The sequence below is a fragment of the Lentzea miocenica genome (genome assembly GCF_033949945.1).
Lineage (GTDB): Bacteria > Actinomycetota > Actinomycetes > Mycobacteriales > Pseudonocardiaceae > Lentzea > Lentzea miocenica.
In genome coordinates this window covers 1-22,520 of record NZ_JAXAVW010000013.1, presented here as the reverse complement: position 1 = coordinate 22,520, position 22,520 = coordinate 1, and the positions used below count along the sequence as shown (strand labels likewise).

General features: G+C 68.2%; 27 protein-coding genes and 1 pseudogene. 18 read left to right on the top strand and 10 right to left on the bottom strand.

The genetic code is table 11. From position 1 onward, the window contains the following. Positions 1-62 precede the first annotated feature (62 nt). Positions 63-1,307 (top strand): glycosyltransferase 87 family protein, encoded by a 1,245-nt coding sequence (locus tag SK803_RS16935; protein WP_319967147.1) that lies wholly within the window; start codon positions 63-65, stop codon positions 1,305-1,307. Here SK803_RS16935 and SK803_RS16930 read toward each other — a convergent pair. Then, the gene (locus tag SK803_RS16930; protein WP_319966966.1) at positions 1,294-1,890 is read right to left on the bottom strand and encodes a DUF4360 domain-containing protein; all 597 of its coding nucleotides are present in this window, start codon (positions 1,888-1,890) and stop codon (positions 1,294-1,296) included. The two genes, SK803_RS16935 and SK803_RS16930, sit on opposite strands and share 14 nt — an antisense overlap. 113 nt (positions 1,891-2,003) lie before the next feature. After that, positions 2,004-2,828, bottom strand: coding sequence for a class II glutamine amidotransferase (locus SK803_RS16925; RefSeq protein ID WP_319966965.1), 825 nt, complete (start codon positions 2,826-2,828; stop codon positions 2,004-2,006). Positions 2,829-2,924: 96 nt separating this feature from the next. Between SK803_RS16925 and SK803_RS16920 the strand changes: the two genes are divergently transcribed. From SK803_RS16920 to SK803_RS16905, 4 genes are all read left to right on the top strand, one after another. Next, complete coding sequence (locus tag SK803_RS16920) at positions 2,925-3,512, top strand: hypothetical protein (RefSeq protein WP_319966964.1); 588 nt, start codon at positions 2,925-2,927, stop codon at positions 3,510-3,512. 179 nt (positions 3,513-3,691) lie between these two features. After that, positions 3,692-4,108 (top strand): hypothetical protein, encoded by a 417-nt coding sequence (locus SK803_RS16915; RefSeq protein ID WP_319966963.1) that lies wholly within the window; start codon positions 3,692-3,694, stop codon positions 4,106-4,108. Further along, entirely contained in the window at positions 4,108-4,941 is an 834-nt protein-coding gene (locus SK803_RS16910; RefSeq protein ID WP_319966962.1) for a hypothetical protein, read from the top strand. The genes SK803_RS16915 and SK803_RS16910 overlap by 1 nt, the downstream gene beginning before the upstream one ends. Before the next feature lie 496 nt (positions 4,942-5,437). Then, the gene (locus SK803_RS16905) at positions 5,438-5,947 is read left to right on the top strand and encodes a hypothetical protein (protein WP_319966961.1); all 510 of its coding nucleotides are present in this window, start codon (positions 5,438-5,440) and stop codon (positions 5,945-5,947) included. A 53-nt stretch (positions 5,948-6,000) separates the two neighbouring features. On the opposite strand, the gene SK803_RS16900 is transcribed toward SK803_RS16905, so the two are convergent. Beyond that, positions 6,001-6,489: a GlcG/HbpS family heme-binding protein gene (locus tag SK803_RS16900; RefSeq protein WP_319966960.1), complete on the bottom strand. Its 489-nt coding sequence runs from the start codon at positions 6,487-6,489 to the stop codon at positions 6,001-6,003. 111 nt (positions 6,490-6,600) lie between these two features. Here SK803_RS16900 and SK803_RS16895 point away from each other — a divergent pair, with 111 nt between their 5' ends. Continuing rightward, the gene (locus SK803_RS16895) at positions 6,601-7,563 is read left to right on the top strand and encodes a sensor histidine kinase (protein ID WP_319966959.1); all 963 of its coding nucleotides are present in this window, start codon (positions 6,601-6,603) and stop codon (positions 7,561-7,563) included. Beyond that, complete coding sequence (locus SK803_RS16890) at positions 7,560-8,165, top strand: response regulator transcription factor (protein ID WP_319966958.1); 606 nt, start codon at positions 7,560-7,562, stop codon at positions 8,163-8,165. Before SK803_RS16895 ends, SK803_RS16890 begins: the two co-directional genes overlap by 4 nt. Here SK803_RS16890 and SK803_RS16885 read toward each other — a convergent pair. After that, positions 8,162-8,719, bottom strand: a complete 558-nt coding sequence (locus SK803_RS16885) for an ester cyclase (protein WP_319966957.1) — start codon at positions 8,717-8,719, stop codon at positions 8,162-8,164. The two genes, SK803_RS16890 and SK803_RS16885, sit on opposite strands and share 4 nt — an antisense overlap. Positions 8,720-8,934: 215 nt before the next feature. Between SK803_RS16885 and SK803_RS16880 the strand changes: the two genes are divergently transcribed. The 5 genes from SK803_RS16880 to SK803_RS16860 all read left to right on the top strand — a co-directional run bounded on the left by SK803_RS16880 (position 8,935) and on the right by SK803_RS16860 (position 14,260). Then, on the top strand, positions 8,935-9,588 hold the full coding sequence (locus SK803_RS16880; protein ID WP_319966956.1) for a TetR/AcrR family transcriptional regulator: 654 nt from the start codon (positions 8,935-8,937) through the stop codon (positions 9,586-9,588). Between the two features lie 44 nt (positions 9,589-9,632). Further along, positions 9,633-10,463, top strand: coding sequence for a phosphatase PAP2 family protein (locus SK803_RS16875; RefSeq protein ID WP_319966955.1), 831 nt, complete (start codon positions 9,633-9,635; stop codon positions 10,461-10,463). A 75-nt stretch (positions 10,464-10,538) separates the two neighbouring features. Continuing rightward, positions 10,539-11,420, top strand: a complete 882-nt coding sequence (gene bla / locus SK803_RS16870) for a class A beta-lactamase (RefSeq protein ID WP_319966954.1) — start codon at positions 10,539-10,541, stop codon at positions 11,418-11,420. A gap of 248 nt (positions 11,421-11,668) precedes the next feature. Then, positions 11,669-13,366, top strand: a complete 1,698-nt coding sequence (locus SK803_RS16865) for a cellulase family glycosylhydrolase (protein ID WP_319966953.1) — start codon at positions 11,669-11,671, stop codon at positions 13,364-13,366. 27 nt (positions 13,367-13,393) lie between these two features. After that, complete coding sequence (locus SK803_RS16860) at positions 13,394-14,260, top strand: NAD-dependent protein deacetylase (protein WP_319966952.1); 867 nt, start codon at positions 13,394-13,396, stop codon at positions 14,258-14,260. On the opposite strand, the gene SK803_RS16855 is transcribed toward SK803_RS16860, so the two are convergent. Beyond that, entirely contained in the window at positions 14,257-14,613 is a 357-nt protein-coding gene (locus tag SK803_RS16855; RefSeq protein ID WP_319966951.1) for an RNA-binding S4 domain-containing protein, read from the bottom strand. The two genes, SK803_RS16860 and SK803_RS16855, sit on opposite strands and share 4 nt — an antisense overlap. 107 nt (positions 14,614-14,720) lie before the next feature. Then, on the bottom strand, positions 14,721-15,044 hold the full coding sequence (locus SK803_RS16850) for an STAS domain-containing protein (RefSeq protein WP_319966950.1): 324 nt from the start codon (positions 15,042-15,044) through the stop codon (positions 14,721-14,723). Positions 15,045-15,313: 269 nt separating this feature from the next. Between SK803_RS16850 and SK803_RS16845 the strand changes: the two genes are divergently transcribed. The 5 genes from SK803_RS16845 (at position 15,314) to SK803_RS16825 (ending at position 19,970) form a co-directional block, all read left to right on the top strand. Beyond that, a complete protein-coding gene (locus tag SK803_RS16845) occupies positions 15,314-15,733 on the top strand; it encodes a nucleotide disphospho-sugar-binding domain-containing protein (RefSeq protein ID WP_319966949.1) in 420 nt (139 codons plus the stop codon). Positions 15,734-15,865: 132 nt separating this feature from the next. Next, complete coding sequence (locus tag SK803_RS16840) at positions 15,866-17,521, top strand: peroxidase family protein (RefSeq protein WP_319966948.1); 1,656 nt, start codon at positions 15,866-15,868, stop codon at positions 17,519-17,521. A 58-nt stretch (positions 17,522-17,579) separates the two neighbouring features. Beyond that, a complete protein-coding gene (locus tag SK803_RS16835; RefSeq protein WP_319966947.1) occupies positions 17,580-18,041 on the top strand; it encodes a DoxX family protein in 462 nt (153 codons plus the stop codon). A gap of 72 nt (positions 18,042-18,113) precedes the next feature. Then, complete coding sequence (locus SK803_RS16830) at positions 18,114-19,343, top strand: MFS transporter (RefSeq protein WP_319966946.1); 1,230 nt, start codon at positions 18,114-18,116, stop codon at positions 19,341-19,343. 33 nt (positions 19,344-19,376) lie between these two features. Continuing rightward, positions 19,377-19,970, top strand: a complete 594-nt coding sequence (locus SK803_RS16825) for a hypothetical protein (RefSeq protein WP_319966945.1) — start codon at positions 19,377-19,379, stop codon at positions 19,968-19,970. 9 nt (positions 19,971-19,979) lie between these two features. Here SK803_RS16825 and SK803_RS16820 read toward each other — a convergent pair whose 3' ends face one another. The 4 genes from SK803_RS16820 to SK803_RS16810 are packed head-to-tail and all read right to left on the bottom strand — an operon-like array spanning position 19,980 to position 21,995. Beyond that, on the bottom strand, positions 19,980-20,570 hold the full coding sequence (locus tag SK803_RS16820) for a nitrile hydratase subunit alpha (protein WP_319966944.1): 591 nt from the start codon (positions 20,568-20,570) through the stop codon (positions 19,980-19,982). Then, the gene (locus tag SK803_RS46545) at positions 20,563-20,829 is read right to left on the bottom strand and encodes an SH3-like domain-containing protein (protein WP_406601543.1); all 267 of its coding nucleotides are present in this window, start codon (positions 20,827-20,829) and stop codon (positions 20,563-20,565) included. Before SK803_RS46545 ends, SK803_RS16820 begins: the two co-directional genes overlap by 8 nt. Beyond that, entirely contained in the window at positions 20,822-21,073 is a 252-nt protein-coding gene (locus SK803_RS46540; protein ID WP_406601542.1) for a hypothetical protein, read from the bottom strand. Before SK803_RS46540 ends, SK803_RS46545 begins: the two co-directional genes overlap by 8 nt. Position 21,074: 1 nt before the next feature. Continuing rightward, on the bottom strand, positions 21,075-21,995 hold the full coding sequence (locus SK803_RS16810; RefSeq protein WP_319966943.1) for a TIGR01777 family oxidoreductase: 921 nt from the start codon (positions 21,993-21,995) through the stop codon (positions 21,075-21,077). Positions 21,996-22,166: 171 nt separating this feature from the next. Here SK803_RS16810 and SK803_RS16805 point away from each other — a divergent pair. After that, positions 22,167-22,520: pseudogene (locus SK803_RS16805) on the top strand (DUF222 domain-containing protein); the annotation flags it as partial.

Genomic DNA, 22,520 nt, shown 5'->3' with positions numbered 1-22,520 from the left:
TGTCACATTCCCTTTGCTGAAACGCGGATGCGCCCAACGACCAGGTACCTGACGTGAACGAGATGCTGTTGATCAGCCGGCTCGCCGACGAGGTACCGCCGATGTCGGCCGACGCGTTCGAGTCCGGCAGGAGGCGACTGCTCACCCGGCACCGCTGGGTGAAGGCGCGCGGAGTCGCCCGCGTGCTGTGGTTCGTGGCGCTGGCAGTGCTGCCGATCGCCTTCGCCGCCTTGGGTGTCCACCACCTCGACCTGCAGGTGTATCGCACAGGCGGGTTCGCCTGGCTGCAGGGAGTTCCGCTGTACGTCGACTTTCCCGGCGCGCTGGACGGGCCGCGGTTGCCGTTCACCTATCCGCCGATCGCCGCGGTGATCTTCAGCGGGCTCACGTTCCTGCCGGTGTGGGCGGCGAACGCGCTGGTGGTGCTCATCGGCTTCCTGTCGCTCTCGGCGGTCTGCCTGCTGGTCACCGGAAGGTTCACGCAGCGGCCGAGCGTCGTGTGGACCGTGGCTCCGGCCGTCGCGATCGCCGCTGTGGCACTGGAACCGGTGATCTCGACGTTCCTCTTCGGACAGATCAACCTGGTGCTGATGGCGCTCGTGGTGGTGGACGTCCTGGCGGTCCGCGATCCCCGGTGGCGTGGTGTGCTGGTCGGACTGGCCGCCGCGATCAAGCTGACACCGCTGATCTTCCTGCTGTACTTCCTGGTGCGCAAGGACCACCGGGCCGCGCTCACGTCCGCGGTGACCTTCGTCGTGCTGGCGCTGGCCGGATTCCTGTTCGCCGCCGAGGACTCCGCCGAGTACTGGTTCCACGCGCTGCTCGACCCGAGCCGCGCCGGCGGACTCGCGTACATGGCCAATCAGTCGTTGCGCGGTGTGCTGCACCGGATCAACCCCGGCGAGCACGCGGAAACGCTGCTGTGGGTGGGTTTGTCGGTGCTCGTGGTGGCGCTTGCCGTGGTGGCGGCGCGCAAGGCGGCCAACGACGTCGTGGCGCTGGTCGCGATCGCGACGGCGGGCCTGCTCGTCTCGCCGGTCTCGTGGTCCCACCACTGGGTTTGGTGCGTGCCGGTGTTCCTCGCGCTCGGTTTCGTGCGCGGGAACTGGGCGCGGCTGACGCTCGCGGCGTTGCTGGTGGTGTTCCTGGTCCAGCCCTTCACGTACCTGCCGAGCACCGGGGACAGGGAGATGACGTGGACCTGGTGGCAGCACGTCTACGGCGACGCCTACACGTGGGTCGCGATCGGCCTGCTCGTCGTGCTGGCCACCAGGTCCAGGTCCAGGGCGAGGATCAGCAGCGCCTGACCCGCACGGTGCCGCGGCTCGACTCCACGATCGCGAAGTTCAGCCGGTCCGGGTCCGCCGAACCCAGCGTCACGCGCACCTCGGCGTTGATGTTGATGTTGCGCGGCGACCCGCACGGCGACCACTGGATCTCGGTCGAGTTCGGGCGGTAGTGGGTCTGCCAGTCGTCGCTGAACGGCCCGGTGAACGGGTGGTTCACCGTCGCGGTGGGCGACGTGCCCTGCAGGTAGGTGCTGATCCGGTTCAGGCCGGTCGCGCCTTCCTGGAGGTGCGTGTAGCCCTCGTAGGACGTCCGCGCGAGGCCGTAGGTGTAGCCCTCCGGCACGTTCACGCGGATGTTGATCTGGCAGTTCTTGCGCTGGTCGAGGGGCGACGAGCCGCCGCCCGCCCGTGCCAGGAACGTGTGGTAGCCGACTGTGAACGTTCTGTCGTTCGTCTTCACGTCGGCGTCGCCGGCCGGGCATCCCGAGCCGTTGACGGTCACGACCTCCAGGACGGGGGCGACTTCCGCTGGTTCTTCGGTCGCGTCGGCCGGGGCCAGGGCGGATAGGGCGATGAGTGCTGCCGCTGCCGTGCTGAGCATGAGGAACCTCTCCGAGGGGTCCGTGGGCGGCGGCAGCACCAGACGCTAGTGACGAAAGCGCGCCTCTACCTGACGGTTGCCTGACGATTTCCCGGTTCGGTGCACGGTTTCGCTCACGGCTTGAACGGCAGCAGTTCCTCTTGCACTCCGGGCCGGACGACGACGCAGGTCGACTCCGGGACCTCCTGCCAGGCCCCGACCAGGTCACCGAGCGGTTCGGACACGACGAGCCGCGAGTCGTCGGCGAGGTCGTGCAGCGCAGGGTTGTCCGGGTACTGGCGGCGCAGCGTCGTCACGTCGGTGCTGTGGAACAGGGTCCGCGACTTGCCGCGGCTCGAGTAGCGGAACGCCCAGGTCGTGGAGCCGTCCGTGGTCGCGACGGTCATCTGGATCGGATACTCGACGCCCGCGCGCCTGCCGACGTCCTCGACGAACTCGACCATCCGCGCCACGGCGGCGGGCGGGTCCTGCTCCAGCCCGAAGCTGACCGCGAGGTAGAACATGATCTCGGAGTCCGTCGAGCCCTCGATCAGCGGGAACAGCACGGGATCGATCGCCAGCATCAGCTCGCGCCGCACCAGCGAGTACTTCGGGATCAGGCCGTTGTGCATCCACAACCAGTTGTTCCAGCGGAACGGGTGGCAGTTCGACCGCTGCACCGCGCCGCCGGTCGACGCCCGCACGTGCGCGAACACCCGGTCGACGGTGATCTGCGCGGACAGTTCCCGCAGGTTGCGGTCGTTCCACGCGGGTTCGGTGCTGAGGAACAGGCCGGGCGTGCTCGCGCTGCCGTACCAGCCGATGCCGAACCCGTCGCCGTTCACCGCGGTCGCGCCCAGCCGGGCGTGCTTGGACTGCATGACGAGCGAGTTCTCCGGCGCGTAGAGCAGTTCCTCCAACAGCACCGGCGAACCGGAATACGCGAGCCACCGGCACATGACGAACCTCCCTTTACCCAGCGCTACATGGGAACATGTGCCGCACGGGAAACGCGAGGTTTGCGGCGGCGCGCCTTCCTCAGGCAGCATGCAGGTGTGTCTGTCCCTCCCGGCGTGCGGCCCCCGCCTTACGAACAGCGCGGGAACTTCGAGACGATCGAGGTGTACGCGCCGGTCCAGCAGGTGCAACAGGTCGAGGCGGTCGAACCACCGGAGCCGGCCGAACCCCGCGACGAACGCACGGACATCGCCGTCATCGGCCCGATCGCCGCTCTCGTGCTCGCCCTGACCATCAGCACGCTGATCCTGGAACACCCCGCCGCGCGTGCCGTCGCCGCCGGCCTCGCCACTCTCGGCCTGATCGCGGCCGTGGTCCTGATGCTGATGGGCAAGCGGCCGCAGCCCGGCCGGCACGTGGCACGGCACGCGATCGACCCGGCGGCTGAGGGACAGGACGCCGCTGACCAGCAGGGCACCGTGCGCATCGCCTCGCACCGCAACACGCCCGATCGCAATGCCGCCGCGCCATACGCCGCCCGGCCCACCGCCGCAGCGCCCCCACGTCCCGCGAACGCCCCTGGGGCAAATGCCCCTGTGTGGACTGCTCCGGGCTGGAGCACGACCGACCCCCGCGGCGTTGACCCACGCACCACAGACCCGCGCGCCACCGACTGGCGCCGGTGACCGGAGGCTGGCACCCCCGGCCACCACAACTGCCTCCCGACGCACGTCCAGAGTCACCAGTCCGGCAGTTCGGGCCGGCACGGCGAACCGCACCGGGCGCCACAGTATTCGTCCCCGCTCACACCGCCAATTGGACGCTCCTGACCAGCCCGTCCACGGCGTCCATGACAATCGCGTGGATGATTGTGAACGGCCGTGTACGGCAGCTGGCTGTCCGTATTCGTCCGCGACTGTCCACAGTCACCGCGACACGCCCGTTCTCGCTGGCACGGCTCAGTTTTCTCGGTGCAGCATTGGTGAGCACGCTCCGTGCAACCGATCATCACAAGCGGCTGGCACCGCAGGGTGATCGCACGGGGCGGTTCCAGAGTCGCCGAAAGATTGGGAATCCCATGCAGTTCGAGTTCACCCTGCCCTTTTTGCGGAAGGTGACGGCGATGCCGCACACCAACCCGATGCTGGGCAACATCACCCTGATCTGGGCGATGACCGAACGTGGGCACAGCGCGGGCCTGGTTCTGGAGACCGTCGTGATCGTCAACGCGATCGTGGTCGGCCTGGGCGTGCTCTCCCAGCTCGGCAAGCAGCCGCGCTGATGTCCGCCGAGACACCCGAGGCCGCAGCCAGCCTCGCGGCGGCTCTGCGGGCCGACGTCATCCGCCGTTGGAATCTCGCGGGCAGACCCAGTCCCGGCCAGCTCGCCGCCAGCAGCGGGCGAGAGACAGGGCTGTTCCAGGACTTTCTGGAAGGGCAACAGGGCTTCAATCCGCACCTTCAGTGGCTCGCGATGAACGACGCCCTGCCCGCGCCCGGCGACCACGACCAGAAGTTCAAGGCCGCCGTGTGGCGGTGGGTGACCACGGTCAGCGGACCGCCTACCCAGCCGTCGCTGCGGCCGGTGCGGGCCAAGCCTTCCGCGAAATCCCCGACCCCGTTGCAGGGGCCGGATCCCCTCGTCGTGGCGCGGCGGGTGAACTCGGCGCAGCAGTTCAACCACCAGCTGCGGCGGCTGATGATCCAGACCAAGACGTCGTTCACGGACATCGGCCGCCGCAGCGAGAACCTGCCGCGCAGCACCGCGCACCACCTCGTCAACCACGACCGATTACCAGTGCGCGAGGAGCAGATCCGCGCGTTCGTGCAAGCCTGCGGTATTCACGACGAGGTGCAGGACGAGTGGGTGGCGGCGTGGCGTGAGGCGCGGACCCGGCTGACCGGTGCCAGACCCGCTGTTGCGTCGCAACCGGCCGCGCCGCATCGCCGACGCTGCGACAAGGTGCTGTTCACCGTCACGATCACCACGTCCAGACGCGGCAGAGCGTGCACGGTGACAAGGGCGCGCGCGGGTCGTGCCGCATTGATCACATTCGTTGCGGTGCTTTGTTTGATCACCGTGTTGTGGCCGTTGACGGCCGTGCGGTTCGGGTAATCGATTTACCCTTTTGTTGCCGTGCCCACCAAATTGTCTTCTTGGTGGGCAGGGGCAGACCCTGTTCCCGCAGGGTCTGCCCCCGATGTCCCGTGCCGCGTCCGGATCCTTTGCAGAAGATGCAGGCCTGGCCGGGGTTCGTGGGCCGTGAGCGAATTCGCTCATTGCCGCCCGGACGTTACACGCCTGCGCGGCCGTTTCGGGTTAGTTGGGTGTCAAACGAGCGCTTACGACCGCTCTACCTGCGGAGTCTATGGATTCCGTACCGGATCGAGTGATGGGCGGCGACGTCGTCGCATTGTTGAGCTACTGATCAGTGTTCACGGAGCGTTGAAGCGCCTGTGGCTTTCTGTGTGGAGGGCGCGTCGATTTCTTCGGCCGCTGCTTCACGTGTAAGGTCACGATCCTCTCGCGGGCAGTTGGTATTCCCGTGCCACTCCCATGCAGGTGCGAGAGGTCGCGTTCGGATCCTTTGCAGAATGTGGAGCAATTCTTCATGGATAGGAATTCGAGGGGTGCTGACGCGCACCCCGCGGCCTGGCCGGACCCGGCCGGCATGCGGACCACCGCGGAGTTTCTCTGCGGCCTCAAGAAGGTGAGGACGCGGTCCGGCAGGTCGTTCACCGAGCTCGCGGAGCACAGCAGGGAGCTCGGTTACCCGCTGGCCCGCAGCACGCTGCACAAGCTGTGCAGTGAGGAGAACAGGAAGCTGCCCGCGACGTTCGTGCGGGTTGAGCACTTCCTGCTGACCTGCGGCGTGCCGGCTGGGCAGGTCGAGTCGTGGCGGCAGACTTACCACCGCCTGAGCGAGACAGCGCAAGCCCTTGTGCCGGACGCTGTCGTCAAGGGAGTGGGCGTGATGCCAGTCGGCGAGGTCGGTGACTACGTGCCGGACTTCACCGCCTTCGACCGGCCCGCCGGAGTGCGCCCGTCCCTGACCTGGCTCGTGCCGACGTTCCTGGTGGGAACGGCGGTCGGCGGTGCGCTGATGGCCTGGCTGGGATGAACTCTGGTGAGGCCGTCCGCTCCCTTGCGTGGACGGCCTCCAACCCTGTTGCGTCACCGCAGGGTCGCGAGACCGGCCTTCGCGTACTTCTCGTCCAGGTCACCGCTCGGCGCCCCGCCGACCCCGATGCCCGCGACCGACGTGCCGTCGACCGCCACCGGCACGCCGCCGCCCAGGAACAACGTGCCGGGGATGTCCCGCAGCGTCGCGCCCTGGCCCGTGACGCGGCCGGCGAGTTCCGAGGTCGGGGCGTTGAACGACACCGCGGTGAACGCCTTGCGCCGCGCGGACTCCTCGGTCTGCGGGCCGGCGCCGTCACCCGCCAGCAGCACGACGAGGTCGCCGCTGCGGTCGACCACGGCCACCGTGACGCGCTGGTTCTCCTTCTCCGCGGCGTCGAGGGTGGCCTGAGCGGCCTTGACGGCGGCGTCGATGGTCAGCACCTTCTCCGTGCGGGTGGTGGTGTGCTGGTCGGCTGCCGCGTAGCCGCCGCCGACGGTCAGCACGGCGAGGGTGGCGATTGCGATCTTCTTGATGTCCATGGCCACCACGGTGTCGTGGTTCGCGCCCGGAAACCTGGTGGTGACGGTTGAACCTCGGTTCAACCCATCGGTTGACCCGCGCGACCTGCGCGTTCGCCTACAGTCGCCGACGTGTGGCTGCACCGGGCGATGCACGCGGGCTTCTACGTGCTGTTGACGGCGTCGGCGGCGCGGTACGTCGCGTACCACGGCGCCGACCTCGTGGTGCTCGGCCTGGCTCTCGCGCTCGGGCTCGTCTATCCCGCCGGGGTGCGGTGGACGCGGGCGTTGCCGGCCGGACTCGCCGTGTGGCTGGTGCTGGTGTGGCTGGCGCCGAGCTTCGGGTGGTGCGCGATCCCGTTGTTCTTCCAGTGTCTGCGGCAGCTCAGGCCGCGGGTGGCGTTGCCGATCGCGGCGGTGCTGACGTTCGCGGTGGTGCTGGCGCAGATCCGGCTGGCTTCGGCGTTCGACTTCTCCCTGGTGCTGGGTCCGGTCGGGGTCGCGGTGCTGATGGCGGCGGTGTTCTTCGACCGCGCGCGGCTGTTGCACGAGGCCGGGGTGCTGGAGGAACGCCAACGTCTCGCGCGCGAGATCCACGACACGCTCGCGCAGGGCTTTTCCAGCATCAACCTGCTTCTGGAGCTCGGCGAGACGGACCGTGCCGCGTCGGTCGCGCGGGAGAACCTCGCTGAGGCACGGCGGTTCGTGCGCGATCTGTCGCCGATCCGCGGCACGCTGGTCGACGCGCTGCACCGGATGTGCTCGCACGTCGAGGTGGACGGCGAGCCGTATCCGCTGAGCGTGCAGACCGAGGTGGCATTGCTGCGGGTCGCGCAGGGTGCCGTCGCCAACGCTTCCGAGCACGCGGCGGCCTCACGAGTCGCGATCACGTTGTCCTACTTGGGAGACGCGGTGACGCTGGACGTCGTCGACGACGGCCGCGGCTTCGACCCGGCGGGTGTCGCGCCGGTGGAGGGCCGCGGGTACGGGCTGGCGTCGATCCGCGGGCGCATCGCGGAACTCGGTGGCACTGTGTCGGTCGAGAGCGCGCCGGGGGAGGGAACCGCTGTGGCTGTCACAGTGCCAACGCCATGAAGGTGCTGGTGGTCGACGATCACCCGGTGGTCCGGTTCGGGCTGGCCGGGTTGCTGTCGCGCGACTTCGACGTGGTGGAGGCGGCGACCGGCGAGGAGTCGGTCCAACTGGCGTCCACTGTGGATGTCGTGCTGATGGATCTCCAGCTGGGCAAGGGAATCGACGGTGTCGAGGCCACCAGGAGGATCCGCGCGCTGGAGAGTCCGCCGCAGGTCGTGGTGCTCACGACGTACGACTCGGACGCCGACATCGTGCGCGCGGTCGAGGCGGGCGCGATCGGCTATCTGCTCAAGGACTGCGCACCTGAGGAGCTGGCCAAGGCCGTGCGGACGGCGTCGACCGGTCAGACCGTGCTGTCCCCGGACATCGCGCAACGGTTGCTGCGCCAGGTTCGCGGCCCCGCGCCGAAGCTGAGCAGGCGCGAGGTGCAGATCCTCGAGAACCTCGCCAAGGGCTTGTCGAACCGGGAGATCGCCAAGGCGCTGTTCATCAGCGAGGCCACCGTGAAGACACACCTGGTGCGGATCTTCGCGAAGCTGGGCGTGGAGACCCGCACGGCGGCCGTGACGACCGCCGTGGAACGCAAGCTGATCCGTCTTTAGAACGCGGGCGGAGTCGTGTTGGTGAGGCGCGGATCGGCCTGGTTGCCGGACATCGCGAGCATGCCGCGCAACACCTGCAGCAACTTCCGCAGCCCGCTCGGTCGCTTCCGGTCGATCCCGCCGATCACCTGCTTGAGCACGGTCAGCTGGTCGAAGTAGATCCGCTCGGTCACGAGGTTCTCGTCCGCGTCGAAGATGAAGTACGCGTTCATCCGCGTGCGGTGCTTGCCGCCGGTGGCCGGGATCTTGCCCAACGGCCCGAGGTGCGTGCCGAGCAGCCAGAACTCGACGATCACCGCGTCCACGCTGTGCCGGAACGAGATCAGCTCGTGGTGCTGGTCGGGGAACGCCACCCGCGTGTCGGTGTAGTACTGCCGGACCGCGTCGTCACCGTCGTGCACGACCATCTGCGCGATGATCTCGTAGTGGGGGTGCGGGAACGTCGACAGCGTGGCGTCCCAGTCGTGCGCCACCTCGTCGCGGAAGTGGTCGAGCACGAGCTTCTCGCGGGCCTGCAAGACCTCTTTGGCGGGCAAGGTGAACCGGTCGGACATCATGCTCCTCAGTGGACAGACCTCGGTGAATGACACTGCGATGGCTGAACGTGGGCCTGGTGCCGGGGTTCGTCCAGGCGCCGGTGAGTTCGCTGGAGGGGAAGAACCGCACGAACCGCGAGTCCGGGCAACTTCATCATCCCTCCAATACCCACACCGTGGGTTAATTCGAGGCTAAACCCACACCGTGGGCATTCGCAAGGCACAATGGCCGGGTGACTGAACCCCGCCGAGGCCGCCCGCGCACACCGCTGCTGTCCCGCGACTCGATCGTCGCGGCAACGCTGCAGGTCATCGACGCGGACGGGGTGGGCGCGGTGGGCATGCGGTCAGTCGCACGTGCCTTGGGCGTGGACGCGAAGAGCCTCTACAACCACGTCGACGGCAAGGACGGCCTGCTCGACGCCGTCGCCGAACAACTCCTGGGCGGCCTGGTCCTGCCCGCAGCCACCGGCGACCCACGCCGCGACCTGCACGCCATCGCCGGCAGCTTCCGCACGGCCGCGTTGGCGCACCCGCAGGCCGCGCCACTGGTGCTGACCCGTCAACTCGCGTCGCTGGAAGGCCTCGCACCGGTGGACGCGGTGTTGTCGGTGCTGCTCGGAGCGGGGGCCTCGCCAGAGGGCGCGGTGCACCTGCTGCGGATGCTCCTCGCGACGTTGATCGGCACGCTGCTGCGCGAGGTGTCGGCGGCTCCGGCGTTCGGAAGCGACGACGGGGTGCGCCGGGCCGCGCTGGAGGCGTCCGGGTTGCCCGCGGTGGCGACTACGGCGGCGCACCTCGCGGAGTTCGACCGCGGTGCCGAGTTCGAGTACACGGTGGACCTGGCGATCACCGCGGTGCTGGACCGGATCAATCTTCAGAGGTGATCTTCGAGCGGCGCGCTGGGCCGAACGGCGGCAGACTGCGCGGCGTGGACTTCCGACGGTGGCCCGTGGTCGCGGCATCAGGCTTCGTGTTCGCGGCGATCGTGTACGTGCTCGCGGTGCTGACCAAGGCCGGGCAGACGATCGAGAACGCGGCCCTGCGTGGCGCGGACCAGGACAACGTGTCCGAAACGGACGCCGCCTGGACCGCGCTGGGCCAGATCACCGTCTACTCGCTGGCGGCCGCGGTCGTCGTGGTGGCTCTCGTCGGTGTGCTCAGAAAACGCTGGGACCTCACCATCGCGGCCGTCGGCGTGATCGTCGCCGGTCAGCTCGTCGTGCAGGCGCTCAAGCGGTTCGTCCTGCCGCGGCCGGGCCTGGTCGAGGTCACCGGCGACTACGCGCACAACAGCCTCCCCAGTGGACACACGACGATCGCGATCACCGTGCTGTTCGCGGCGATCATCGTGGTGCCGTGGAAGTGGCGCGGCGTGATGTTGTTCTTCGTGCTGCCGTGGGCCACCGCGATCGGGCAGTACACGCTGACCGCGAAGTGGCACCGGCTCAGCGACACCCTCGCCGCCGACGGCATCGCGCTGGCCGTCGCGGCACTGGCGTCCTGGTGGCTGCAACGAAAAGGATCTCTCCAGCCCTACACCGGACCGCGCCGCGTCGGCAGGGTCGTGCTGGTGGTGTTCTGGTCACTTGTCGCCGTCGCAACGCTGGCCCTGGGCGGGATCCTGTGGGGCTTTTCGCTGGCCCAGGAGGGTCTCGACGCGGACGAGTGGGTGATCTACCTGGGTGCCGGCACGTTCGCGTCAGCCGGTTCGCTGCTGGCGGCGCTCACCTTCCTGGCGTGCTGGCGCAGAGTCCACTGAGGCATTCCCTGGCAACCAGTTGATCTCCCGTGCGTCCTGACTTGTGGAGAGGTTTCCAAAGAAGGGGACAGGACGTTGAGTGTTAACCGACGTGCGGTGCTGGCACTGGGTGCCGGTGCGGCGCTGGCCGTGGCCGTGCCCGCCGTGGCACAGGCTTCACCGCTCACCGGCAAGCTGCGCGACCTCGAACAGCAGCACAACGCGCGCCTCGGCGTGTTCGCCACCGACACCGGCACCGGCCGCACGGTGCTGCACAGGGCGGACGAGCTCTTCCCGATGTGCTCGACCTTCAAGACCATCGCGGCCGCGGCGATCCTGCGCCGCGACCAGGACGGTTCGTTGCTGAACAAGGTGATCCGCTACACGCAGGAGGACGTCACCAAGTCCGGCTACGGCCCGATCACCGGCAAGCCGGAGAACCTCGCGAACGGCATGACGGTCTCGGCCCTGTGCGAAGCGACCATCACCTACAGCGACAACTGCGCGGCCAACCTGCTGCTCCGCGAACTCGGCGGCCCCACGGCGATCACCCGGTTCAGCCGCTCGATCGGCGACCCGGTCACGCGCCTGGACCGCTGGGAACCGGAACTGAACTCGGCGGAACCGGGGCGCACCACCGACACCACCTCGCCGCGCGCCATCGGCCAGAGCTACGCGCGACTCACCCTGGGCCACGCCCTCAACCGCGCCGACGCCGGCCAGCTGACGAACTGGTTGCTGGCCAACACGACCGGCGGCAACCGCGTCCGCGCCGGGCTGCCCGCGGCGTGGCGGTGGGGCGACAAGACCGGTACCGGCAAGTACAGCACCACCAACGACGTCGGCATCGCGTTCCCGCCCGGCCGCGCGCCGATCGTGATCTCGGTGCTGTCGACGAAGAAGGACACGCCGGAAGGTGGGGCCGACGAGCCGCTGGTGGTCAAGACCGCCGAGCTGATCGTGTCGGCACTCAGCTGATCGGCACCCCGAGTTCCACGACGGTGTGCCGGCGGTAGAACTCGACGAGCGGCCTGGAGGAGCCCCAGGGCCCAAGGCTTTGAGCTCCTCCATGGCCGGCCCGATCCGCCAGTGCGACTCCGGCGCGGTCGATCACGGCAGCCACGCGTTCCCCTTCGCCAGTCGAACGCTGGTCGAACGCGGATTCGTCAGCTAGCGTGCAACGCGAATCTCGTTCACGTTCCTGACAGCGGCGACAGGTGGCGGCGATGCGGCGAGCTGTTCTTCTCGCAGTCCTGATCTTCTTCTCCTCGATGATCACTCCGGCGCGGGCCGAGTCGTTCGACGGCTCCGAGCTCCGGGTGTCCGGCGGGGTGTTCCGCGACGAGCACGGGCGCGAGGTCGTGTTGCGCGGCTTCAACGTCTCGGGCACGGCGAAACTCGCCGAGTACCGCGGCCTGCCGTTCGCGAACACGGCCGACGCGCGCAAGTCGGCACAGGCGATGAAACAGCTGACCGGCGCGAACGCCGTTCGGTTCCTGCTGACGTGGGCGTGGATCGAACCGCAACGCGGCCAGATCGACCACGCCTACCTCGACGGCGTCACGAACCAGCTGCGGGCGTTCACCGACCTCGGGATCCGCGTCTACCTCGACTTCCACCAGGACCTGTACTCGCGGTACCTGTTCAACAAGGACAGCTGGTACACCGGCGACGGCGCACCGGCGTGGGCGGCCAGCGGTTACCCCAAGGAGTCGTGCGGCGTCTGCTTCCACTGGGGCCAGAACATGAAGAACAACAACGCCGTCATCGCCGCCACCTACGACTTCTGGCACAACCGCAACGGCGTGCAGGACTCGTTCGTCAACGCGGCCGGCGAGGCGCTCAAGCACGTCAAGGAAGCCTTGCCCGCCAACGAGTTCAAGCTCGTCGTCGGCGTCGACCCGCTCAACGAGCCCTACGCGGGCAAGTACGACAGCGGTCAGACGTCGCAGATGTGGGAGCGCGACCTCCTGATGCCGTTCTACCAGCGGTTCCGCACGGAGATGGATGAAGTCGGCTGGACGGCGAAGCCCGCGTTCGTCGAGCCTTTGGTGTTCTGGAACCAGAACGTGGACTTCTTCGCCGAACCCGGTGGCCTCGCGCTGGTGCCGTCGCTGGGGGAGCGGTTCGTGTTCAACGCGCACTTCTACGACGGCAAAGCACAGTCCGGTGTCCTCATGCCGGGCAAGGCGGGCGACGGGCAGTACACCCAGGCGTTCGGCACGATCCGCGACCGCGCCAGGGCGCTCGGCACCACCTCGATCGTCTCCGAGTTCGGGCATCCGGTCTCGGGCTTCACCTCCGACAAGACCCCGTCGGTGCTCAAGGCGATCTACCAGGGCCTCGACTCCACCGCGCCGGGCGCGCGCTGGTGGTCGGCGCCGCGTGGCAGCGTGATCTCGGGCAGCCAGTGGCACTGGGACACCAACTACGGCCGTCACCGCGAGCTGATGAACGACAACCCCGGCAAGGTCAAGACCGACGGCGACGCGATGAACGACGAGCACTTCTCGGCGGTGAAGCTCGACGACGCCGGCAACGCGGTGCTCACCGTCGACCGCGCGCTCGTCGACCGCGTCTATCCGCAGGCCGTCGCGGGCACCACGCTCGCCTTCGCCTACGAGGACCGCGCCTACCAGACCTGGCAGCAGATCCCGTTGCCGAACGTCCGCACGCTGGTCGGCTCGGCACCGTTCGCCGTGCTCGTCTGGGACTCCACCGGTGGCACCGCGCCGACCGAGGTGCACCTGCCCGCGTCGCTGCGCTCGCCGCTGGTCGTGAGCTCGGCACCGGCAACGGTGGACGGCGACAAGCTGCTGCTGCGCGGAGGGGCCGGCAGGCAGTTCGCACTGGTCACGGCCGCATCGGGAGGGAACACGGTGGCGGCGGAGGCAGAGCTGCGGCAGTGGTACCAGAGCTGGTGACTTGCAGGTGAAACGTAAAGTGGCACTGTGCGAACAAGGCCCACTCTGACCTGGTTGAACTCAGGCCCGTCGCTGCCGCGCACCTCCACCCTGACCGACGTCGTCCCGATCGTCGCCGACGGCGGGGTGCTGGTGCTCAGCGGCGCGGGCCTGTCCACGGAGTCCGGCATCCCGGACTACCGGGGCGTTGGCGGCTCCCTGCGCAAGCACACCCCGATGACCTACGAGGAGTTCACGACCAGCCAGGCCGGCAGGCAGCGCTACTGGGCCCGCAGCCACGTCGGCTGGCGCACCATCGCCCGCGCGCACCCCAACGCGGGCCATCACGCCGTCACCCGGCTCACTTCGAAGCTGTCCGGCGTCATCACCCAGAACGTCGACGGCCTGCACCAGGCCGCCGGGACGATGGACGTCGTCGAGCTGCACGGCGGCCTGGACCGCGTGATCTGCCTGGACTGCAAGCTGCTCTCGCCCCGCGTCGACCTGGACCGCCGCCTGCGCGAGGCCAACCCGGACTTCGCCGCGACCACCACCGAGATCAACCCGGACGGCGACGTGTTCCTGCCGGAGGACCAGGTCCGCGGCTTCGAGGTCGTCGGCTGCGTCGAGTGCGGCGGTGTGCTGAAACCGGACGTCGTGTTCTTCGGCGAGAACGTCCCGCGCCCGCGCGTCGAGCAGTGCTACTCACTCGTCGACAACGCCCGTGCGCTGCTGGTCCTCGGCTCCTCGCTGACGGTCATGTCCGGCCTGAGGTTCGTGCGACGCGCTTCGACGGCCGGCCTGCCGGTCGTGATCATCAACCGCGGTGAGACGCGAGGCGACCCGTACGCGTCCCACCGGGTCGATCTGCCGCTCGGCACATCGCTCACGGAACTGGCGGACGCCGTTCTCTAGTTCTGCGACCGGAACTGGTCCAGCACGCGCCGCTCGCGCTTCGTCGGCCGCCCGGCCCCGCGGTCGCGCCGGGCGATCGGAGCCTCCACCGGTGGCGGGGGAGTGCGGTCGATGAAACAGGTGGCCGCGTCCGCCGCGCCCACCCGTTTCTGGATCACCCGGACCACTTCGACGATGCGGGTCTTGTCGCCCACCCGAGCCCTGACCTGGTCGCCGGGCACGACCGTCGCCGAGGCCTTCGCGGGCTTGTCGTTGATGCGCACGTGGCCGCCCTTGCACGCCTGAGAGGCGTCCGGGCGGGTCTTCGTCAGCCGGACCGCCCACAGCCAGCGGTCGATGCGCGTGGACTCCACCCCGCCATCATCGCACTGTCGCAGATCATGAGGATCCTGGCGGTCTCCACGTTCGGTTGCACGAGAACGCGCCGGCCGATGCGATGCGAACGATCTGTTCCGGAGGCTCAAAGCTCCACTGTGGACTGAAGGCCGAGCATCCGTGCCAGCCCTGATAGTTCGAGCACCCGTGTCACCTGAGGAGACGCTGCGGACAACCGCAGCCTGCCCGCCGCGGCCGAGGCGCGGGCATGTCCGCGCACCAGGGCGCTGATCCCGCTGGAATCGCAGAACGTGACGCCGGTGAGGTCCAGCACGACGTAGCGGTGGCCTTTGTCGAGGAGGCGGTCGAGCCGTGTGAGCAGGCGTTCCGAGCCGGTTCCGGCGAGTTCACCGGTGACGGTGAGAAGGGTGGAGGCAGGCGACGACTCGGTCACCGTGACTTCGAGCATTTCGCAGTGGTACCCAGTCGGCGCCGCCCGGAAACGCGGTCCGCTGACCGGATTGGAAGTTGTCCGGCCGGTCGGGCCAGGAGTTCTCTCGCAGCAAGCCGCGAAAGGGGACCCACGTGCGCGTTCTGCTGACCTCGTTGCCCATTGCGCGAGACCAACGAGTACGGCGGCCAGATCGCCGCCGAGGTGCTCGGCATCCCGCACGCGCTGGTCGACATCGCCCCGTCGCACCGCTGGAGATCCCGCTCCTCGACGAACGCAAGGACAAGGTGCGCGCCAAGTTCGGGGGTGTGCGCGACCGAACCGTGCTTCACCGCCGGTCTCACCCCGGCGTTGTGGCACCCGGCCCAGCACTACCCGAGATCCCGCAACAGGAACTGCTCAACACGGCCAAGGTGTTCGTGACGCACGCCGGATACAGCAGCGTGCGGGAGGCGTTGACCGCCGGGGTGCCGATGGTGTGCCTGCCGTTGTTCGCCGACCAGCGGCGCAACGCCGCGCGAATTCAAGATCTGAAAGCGGGAATCCAGGTGGAAGTGAAAGATCTCACCGCCGCCGTTCTCGCCGAACGCGTCCACCACGTGCTGGATACCAGGACTTACTGTGATGCGGCTGAGAGTTTCGCCGCGGAGATGGCCGAGCTGCCGGTTTTCACGAATATTCCGGACCACCTCGTATCCGCTGCGTGACGACGTTTTGGCTGTGGCCAAAAGCTTCGACGGTAATTTCGTCCGTATGGAGACTGGCGGTGGGGCAGGTACTTGTTGGGGAGAACAGGTTGCCTGATACAGGGGAATACAGGGGGATATATGAAGAGGCACGTGCGCGACAGTTTCTTCGTCGTGGGCGAAGGTGTGCTGGAATTCGACGGCAGAGGTGAGGCCACCACGCGTCAGCCCTCCACGACGGAGGAGTTGCGCAGGTTCCGGTTCTCGCGACTGGGGCCGAAGGGCCCGCGAACGGACGAGGCGTTGCGAGAGGCGCTCGCGCTGGCCATGACGCCGTCCGGCTCGCAGCCCGACTCGGAGAACCCGGCCGTCCCGGCGGGCTTCACCTACCTCGGCCAGTTCGTCGACCACGACCTGACGATGGACCGCACCGAGTCGCAGCTCGGCCAGGACGTCAACGTGGACGAGCTGATGCAGGGCCGCTCGCCGGCGCTGGACCTCGACTCGGTCTACGGCCGCGGCCCGCGCGACAAGGACGACCAGGTCTTCTACGCCGAGGACGGCGTGAAGCTCAAGATGGGCACCACCTCGCCGCTGGGGCCGGAGTTCCCTCCGTTCGAGGGCTTCGACCTGCCTCGCCGCGGTGGGACCGCGGGCACTGCGGCGGATCGCCGCGCGCCGCTGATCCCGGACGCGCGCAACGACGAGAACCTGGCGATCGCCCAGACACACCTGGCGTTCATCCGCTTCCACAACCGCGTGGTCGACGAGCTCGCGCTCACCGGCCTCACGGGTGACCGGCTGTTCCGCGCCGCCAAGGAACTCGTGGTGCGGCACTACCAGTGGATGCTGAGGACGGACTTCCTGCCGCGCATCATCGATCCGGCGATCGTGGACGACGTCTTCACCAACGGCCGCAGGTTCTTCGAGGTGCCCGGCGACTGCCACGGCCGGGACAACACCCCGACGATGCCGATCGAGTTCTCGGTCGCGTCCTACCGGCTCGGCCACAGCATGATCCGCGAGGCCTACCAGTGGAACCGCGTGTTCAACACGACCCAGGGCATCGCGGGAACGCTGTTCCTGCTGTTCGTGTTCACCGGTACCGCGGGCAACTTCGATCCCAGCTCCGCCGTGCCCGACCTGGACGACGTGAACAGGGGCAACACCTTCACGTTGCCCAGCAACTGGATCGCGGACTTCCGCCGCCTCTACGACTTCACCGAGGCGGACCGGGACGACCTGGTGCCCCCGGCGGAGTTCGGCGGCGGCAACCTCACCAAGCGGATCGACTCGCTGCTGGTGGACCCGCTGCGGCAGCTGCCTGCCGGCACGTTCGGCGGCCGCGGCACGCAGTTCCCCGAGATCCAGCGCAACCTCGCGTTCCGCAACCTGACCAGGGCGAACATGATGGAACTCGCCACCGGTCAGCAGATGGCGGAGCTCTTCGGGGTCGAGCCGCTCACCGCCGAGCAGATCCTGACCGGCAACGGTGGCGCGAACCTGGACGCGCTGACCGAGGACCAGAAGGCGCAGCTGGTCGAGGCGACGCCGTTGTGGTTCTACGTCCTGCGCGAGGCGGAGGTCGGCAACGGTCTGATGGGCCCGGTCGGTGGCCGGCTCACCGCCGAGGTGTTCCACCGGGCCATCGAGGGCAGCCGGATCTCGATCGTGCGCTCGCCGTACTGGCGGCCCACGCTCGGCCCGGACTCCAGCACGTTCCGCATGGTCGACCTGCTGCTGTTCGCCTTCGAGGGCAAGGCCGACCTGCTGAACCCGCTCGGGGACCCGGCACAGCCGAGCAGCTGATCTTCCTCGCTCGTCCTGTCTGGCTGGGTGGTGGCAGCCAGACAGGAGAGGGAGATCGATGTTGCGTCCAGAAACCACACGCCGCGAGAGCACGGAGGAACGCGTCACCCGTTTCGCGAGTGACGCCGGAATTCCGCTGCTGCGCATTGGACTGGGGGTCGTGTACCTCTGGTTCGGCGTGCTGAAGCTCTTTCCCGGTGGCAGCCCTGCCCAGGATCTCGTCGAACGCACGGTATCCGCGCTGACGTTCGGGATCATCCACGGGGATTTGGCCAGGCTGAGTTCCGCGATCACCGAGATCGGGATCGCACTGGTTCTGCTGAGCTTTCGCGCACCACGGTTGTGCGCGGTCCTGCTGATCGGTCACGTCGTGCTGGTGTCGACACCGCTGGTGTTGTTCCCGGGCGAGATGTGGGCCGGTCCGCTGCAGGCGTCGTTCGAAGCCCAGTACATCCTGAAGAACCTGGTGACCGTCGCCGCCGCGGTGGTCATCGCCTCATCGCACCCGAGGGTGCGGTGAGCGGGAGCCGCTCGATCCCCAGGTCGGGCGGCTCCCGGCAATTCAATTGGCCTCGGCGGTACGGTGCGATCCATGGGGGGATCACTCGCGCCGTTGGCGCGTCCGGCTTTCCGCTGGCTGCTCGCGGCCAGGGTGACGACCATGGCCGGCAACGCGATGGCGCAGATCGCGCTGGTGTTCGCCGTGCGGGACGTGACGGAGTCGGTGACCACGCTCGGCATCGTCGTGGCGACGCGCTCGATCACGAACCTGCTGTTCCTGTTGTGGGGCGGGGTCGTGGCGGACCGCCTGCCCCGCCAGCTCGTGCTCGTGGGGTCGTCCACGGTGTCGGCCCTCAGCCAGGGACTGCTCGCCGTGCTGGTGCTCACCGGGTCGGTGTCCATCCCGGCGTTCGTGGTGCTGGCGGCGGTGAACGGCATGTCAAGCGCGTTCTCGTTCCCCGCCTCCGCCGCCCTCGCTCCGCAGACCGTGCCCGCCGAGCTCCGGCAGCGCGCCAACGCGTTGCTGCGCCTCGGCCTGAACTCGTCGATGATCGCGGGCGCGTCGCTCGGCGGCCTGCTGATCGCCTTCGCCGGCCCTGGCTGGGGACTGGCGGTCGACGCGCTGTCGTTCGCGCTGGCGGGCCTGTGCTTCGCGTTCGTGCGCGTGCCCGCGGCCAGAATCGCCGCCGAGCACAAACCGGGCGTGCTGTCCGAGCTGCGGGTCGGCTGGACCGAGTTCGTGTCACGGCCCTGGGTGTGGATCGTGGTGGTGGCCTTCGTTCTCGTCAACGCGGCCTACGCCGGCGGCACGATGGTGCTCGGCCCAGTGCTCGCGGACACCGTGATCGGGCGCGAGACCTGGGGTTTCGTGCTGGCCGCGCAGACGGCGGGCATGGTCGCCGGTGCGTTCGTGGCACTGCGGCTCAAGGTGCGCCGGCTGCTGTTGTTCGGCTGCGCGTGCGTGGTGGCGTTCGTGGGCCTGCCCCTGGCTCTCGCCCTGCACCCCGAACCGTGGTTGCTCATGGCCACGGCCTTCGTGTGCGGACTGTGCATGGAGCAGTTCGGCGTGGCGTGGGAGACGTCGCTGCAACATCACGTGCCGGCGGACCGGCTCGCGCGGGTCTACTCCTACGACATGCTCGGGTCGATGGCGGCCGTTCCGCTCGCCCAGCTGGTGATCGGTCCGGTGTCGGGCGCCGCGGGGATCACCGCGACCCTGCTGGGCTGCGCGGCGATCCAGGTGGCCGCGACCCTGTTCATGGTCGCTTCGCGGTCCGTGCGGTCGGTCGAGAACGTTCCCTCGGTTCAACCGGTTCACTGACCTTCAGCGCTTCGTTGTGCCAGAGTGGTTCGCATGGGGAGAGTGCTGGGGGCACTGATCGTGATGCTGCTGTGCGCGGCGTGCGGCCGGGCGGACCTGAAGACGGCGGACGGGTTGCCGTCAGTCCTGCCGACCGGAACGCCGACGGAAACACCGCCGCCGACCGTGCCGACGAGCCTGTCGCCCGCTGGGCCGTGCCAGGTCGAGGAGAAGGTGCCGGAGCCGGTGGTGCAGACGGTACCTCCGGCGCAGCCCACGGGTGGGGCGACTCCGGACGTGGCCCCGCACAACGCCGAGAACAGCCGCTGGAAGCAGCGCAAGCCGTTGAACGCCAAGGGTGTCCAAACAGGACGCGACACGATCGCGCGGGTCCGGCCGGTCCTGGAGCGGGTGTGCGGGTCGGGCGACTTCTCGGTGGACGCCACGAAGAAGGCGCTGAGCGGGTACGAGGCGTACGTGATCCGGCCGTACGAGCGGGAGACGTTCGTCGGGTTCACGATCACGGTGTCGAACGGGCCGACCGAACGCGTGACGTGCCTGATCGGTGACCTGAAGCCCGGTCTGGTGCGGATCTTCGTCGACGGCACCACCGGCGAAGGTGACTGCTACGAACCGAAATCGCACTGACGCTGTGGATCACACCGCAGCGGTACCGATCAGTCCGTTGCGCGTCACCCGAGTCGCGAGCTCTTCCTCCGTCAGGTGCTCGGTGTTCTCGGGCCTGCGAGGCAGCACCATGTACCGCGTCTCGGCGTTCGCGTCCCACACCCGGATCTCGGTGTCGTCCGGCAGCGTGAACCCGAACTGTTCGAGCACCTCGCGCGGGTGGCTGACGACCTTCGAGCGGTAGGCCGTGCTCTTGTACCAGGTCGGCGACGGTCCGAGCAACGCGATCGGGTAGCAGCTGCAGAGCGTGCAGACGATCACGTTGTGGACCTGCGGGGTGTTCTCGACGACCAGCAGCCGTTGCACCTGAAGTCCGCCGCCCATCGACAACCCGATCGCGGGCAACGCCTCGTTCGCGTCGTCGAGCAGCCGTGCCCTGAACTCGGGATCGACCCAGGCGCGCGCCACCACCCGGAACCCGTTGGCGGGCGTGGCCTTGTGCGCGAACGCCTCCAGTGCGCGGTCCAGTTCGGCCGCGTCCAGCAGCCCCTTCTCCTCGAGGATCGCTTCCAGTTCCCGGACGCGCGCGGCGATGGGGGAGTCGTCGTGGTCGTCACTCATCGCTGAGGTAGTCCTCCCAGAGGGACAGCGTCACGTTGTGATCGCCCTGTCCGAACAGTTCCCGTGCGGTGAACCGCACCAGGTAAACCGGCTGTGGCCGCTCGATTCCGCGCGATCGCAGGTCCGCCAGTGGATGCACGCCGTCGCTGCCGACCACCACGCCCACCCGTCCGCGCGCATAGCCCGGCAGCCGCGTGTGATGATCCGGGTCCACAGTGGACGTCCGCACGCGGTCGCCTTCGGTGTATCGCTCAGACATGGCCCTTCTCCCGCAGCAACGTCTGGATCCCGCGCAACCAGTTCTCGTAGTACGACGACTCGTGCGACATCGTCCGCTCGACCGCGTCGCGGAACTCGTCGAGGTTGTAGACGCCTCGTCCGATCAGCGCCCGGTTCATCGCGAAGACGTGTGCCTCCCAGTCCGCGTGGAACATCGGCTCGTCCAGCTCCTCGAGCACCGGCCCGAACCCGTCCTGCCCGCCGACGTCGTTGATCCTCGGCATCTCACCTCCTGCGCTCAGCCAGATTCTGCGCTGCTTCCCGCCAGTTCGGGAAGTGGAACTCGAAACCGGCCTCCCGCAACCGTCCCGGCACGACCCGGCGGCTCTTGAGCAGCAACTCGGTGTCGCTCCTGATCGCGAACGCCCCGATCTCGGCCATCCACGACGTCGCGGGCAGCCCTGCCGGGATCCGCCAGGCCTTCCGCAGCTCACGCATGAAGTCTTTCTGCGGCACCGGGTTCGGCGCTGCGAGATTCACCGCGCCCTCGATCGGTTCCCTGATCAGCAGCGCGATCGCCCGCACGAAGTCGTCGTCGTGGATCCACGACACGTACTGCCGCCCGCCCGCGATCGGTCCGCCGAGTCCCAGTCGCGTGAGCCACGACAGGTAGTCGAACACGCCGCCCTTGTCCGGGCTCATCACCATCGCCGCCCGCAGTGCGACCTTGCGGGTCTGCGGTGTGTCGGCCTCGTTCAGCTCTGCTTCCCACCGCTTGGCGATCTCGACGCTGTACGCCCAGTAACCCGGCACGTCCTTCTCGCGGCCGCCGATGATCCCGGTTTCCTCGTCGTTCGGTGCGTCGAACCGGTGTGCGTAGATGGTCGCGGTGCTCATCTGCAGCCAGACGCTGGGTGGCTTTGCGGCTTTCGAGATCGCCTGGCCGACCACTCGTGCGGAGTCCACTCGTGAGCGCATCATCTGTTGCAGGTTCTCGGCGGTGTACCGGCAGCTCACGCTTCTGCCGGCCAGGTTGATCACTACGTCGGCGCCGTCGATCTCGCTCGCCCAGTCGCCCAGGGTGCTGCCGTCCCAGCGCACGCCGGTGCTTCGGCTGATGATCACTACCTCGTGGCCTGCCGCTGTCAGGGTCCGGTGCAGCACGGTGCCCACTTGGCCGGTGCCGCCTGGGATCACGATCTTCATGTTGCTCGACGTTAGTCCTGGCTTGCTGAGAACCACGGCTGGCGCCGACCCGGCACATGCCCTCCTTCGTCGGGCGTGCCGGAACGAATTTCTGTGGTTGGAAGAATTTGTCACTCGATCGTGTGTCGCTCAGCCCCCTTTGGCGTTTTTGATCACGAATAGAATGGCAGCATGGAAGCGGTCGAGGTTCTCGATGCTCTCGCCTATCATCAGAAACAAGTTGCTTATCATCAGGCGCAGGCTATTCGTGTGCTCGCTGAGTACGCTGTCGTGTGCGCGGGTGATGAGTTCTTCGACGCTGAGATCGCGGCGGCGATGCACTGGACGTCGCGGTGGACGACTGACCAGGTTCACCTGGCGGTGGAGTTGGCGAGCAAGTTGCCGCAGACGCTGGACGCGTTGGAGAAGGGTGAGATCGACCTCTACAAGGCCCGCGTGCTGTACGAGCGGACGTTGCCGTTGACGGCGGATCTGGCCGCCGAGGTCGAGGAGCGGGTGCTGGTCAAGGCGCCCGAGCAGACCGGC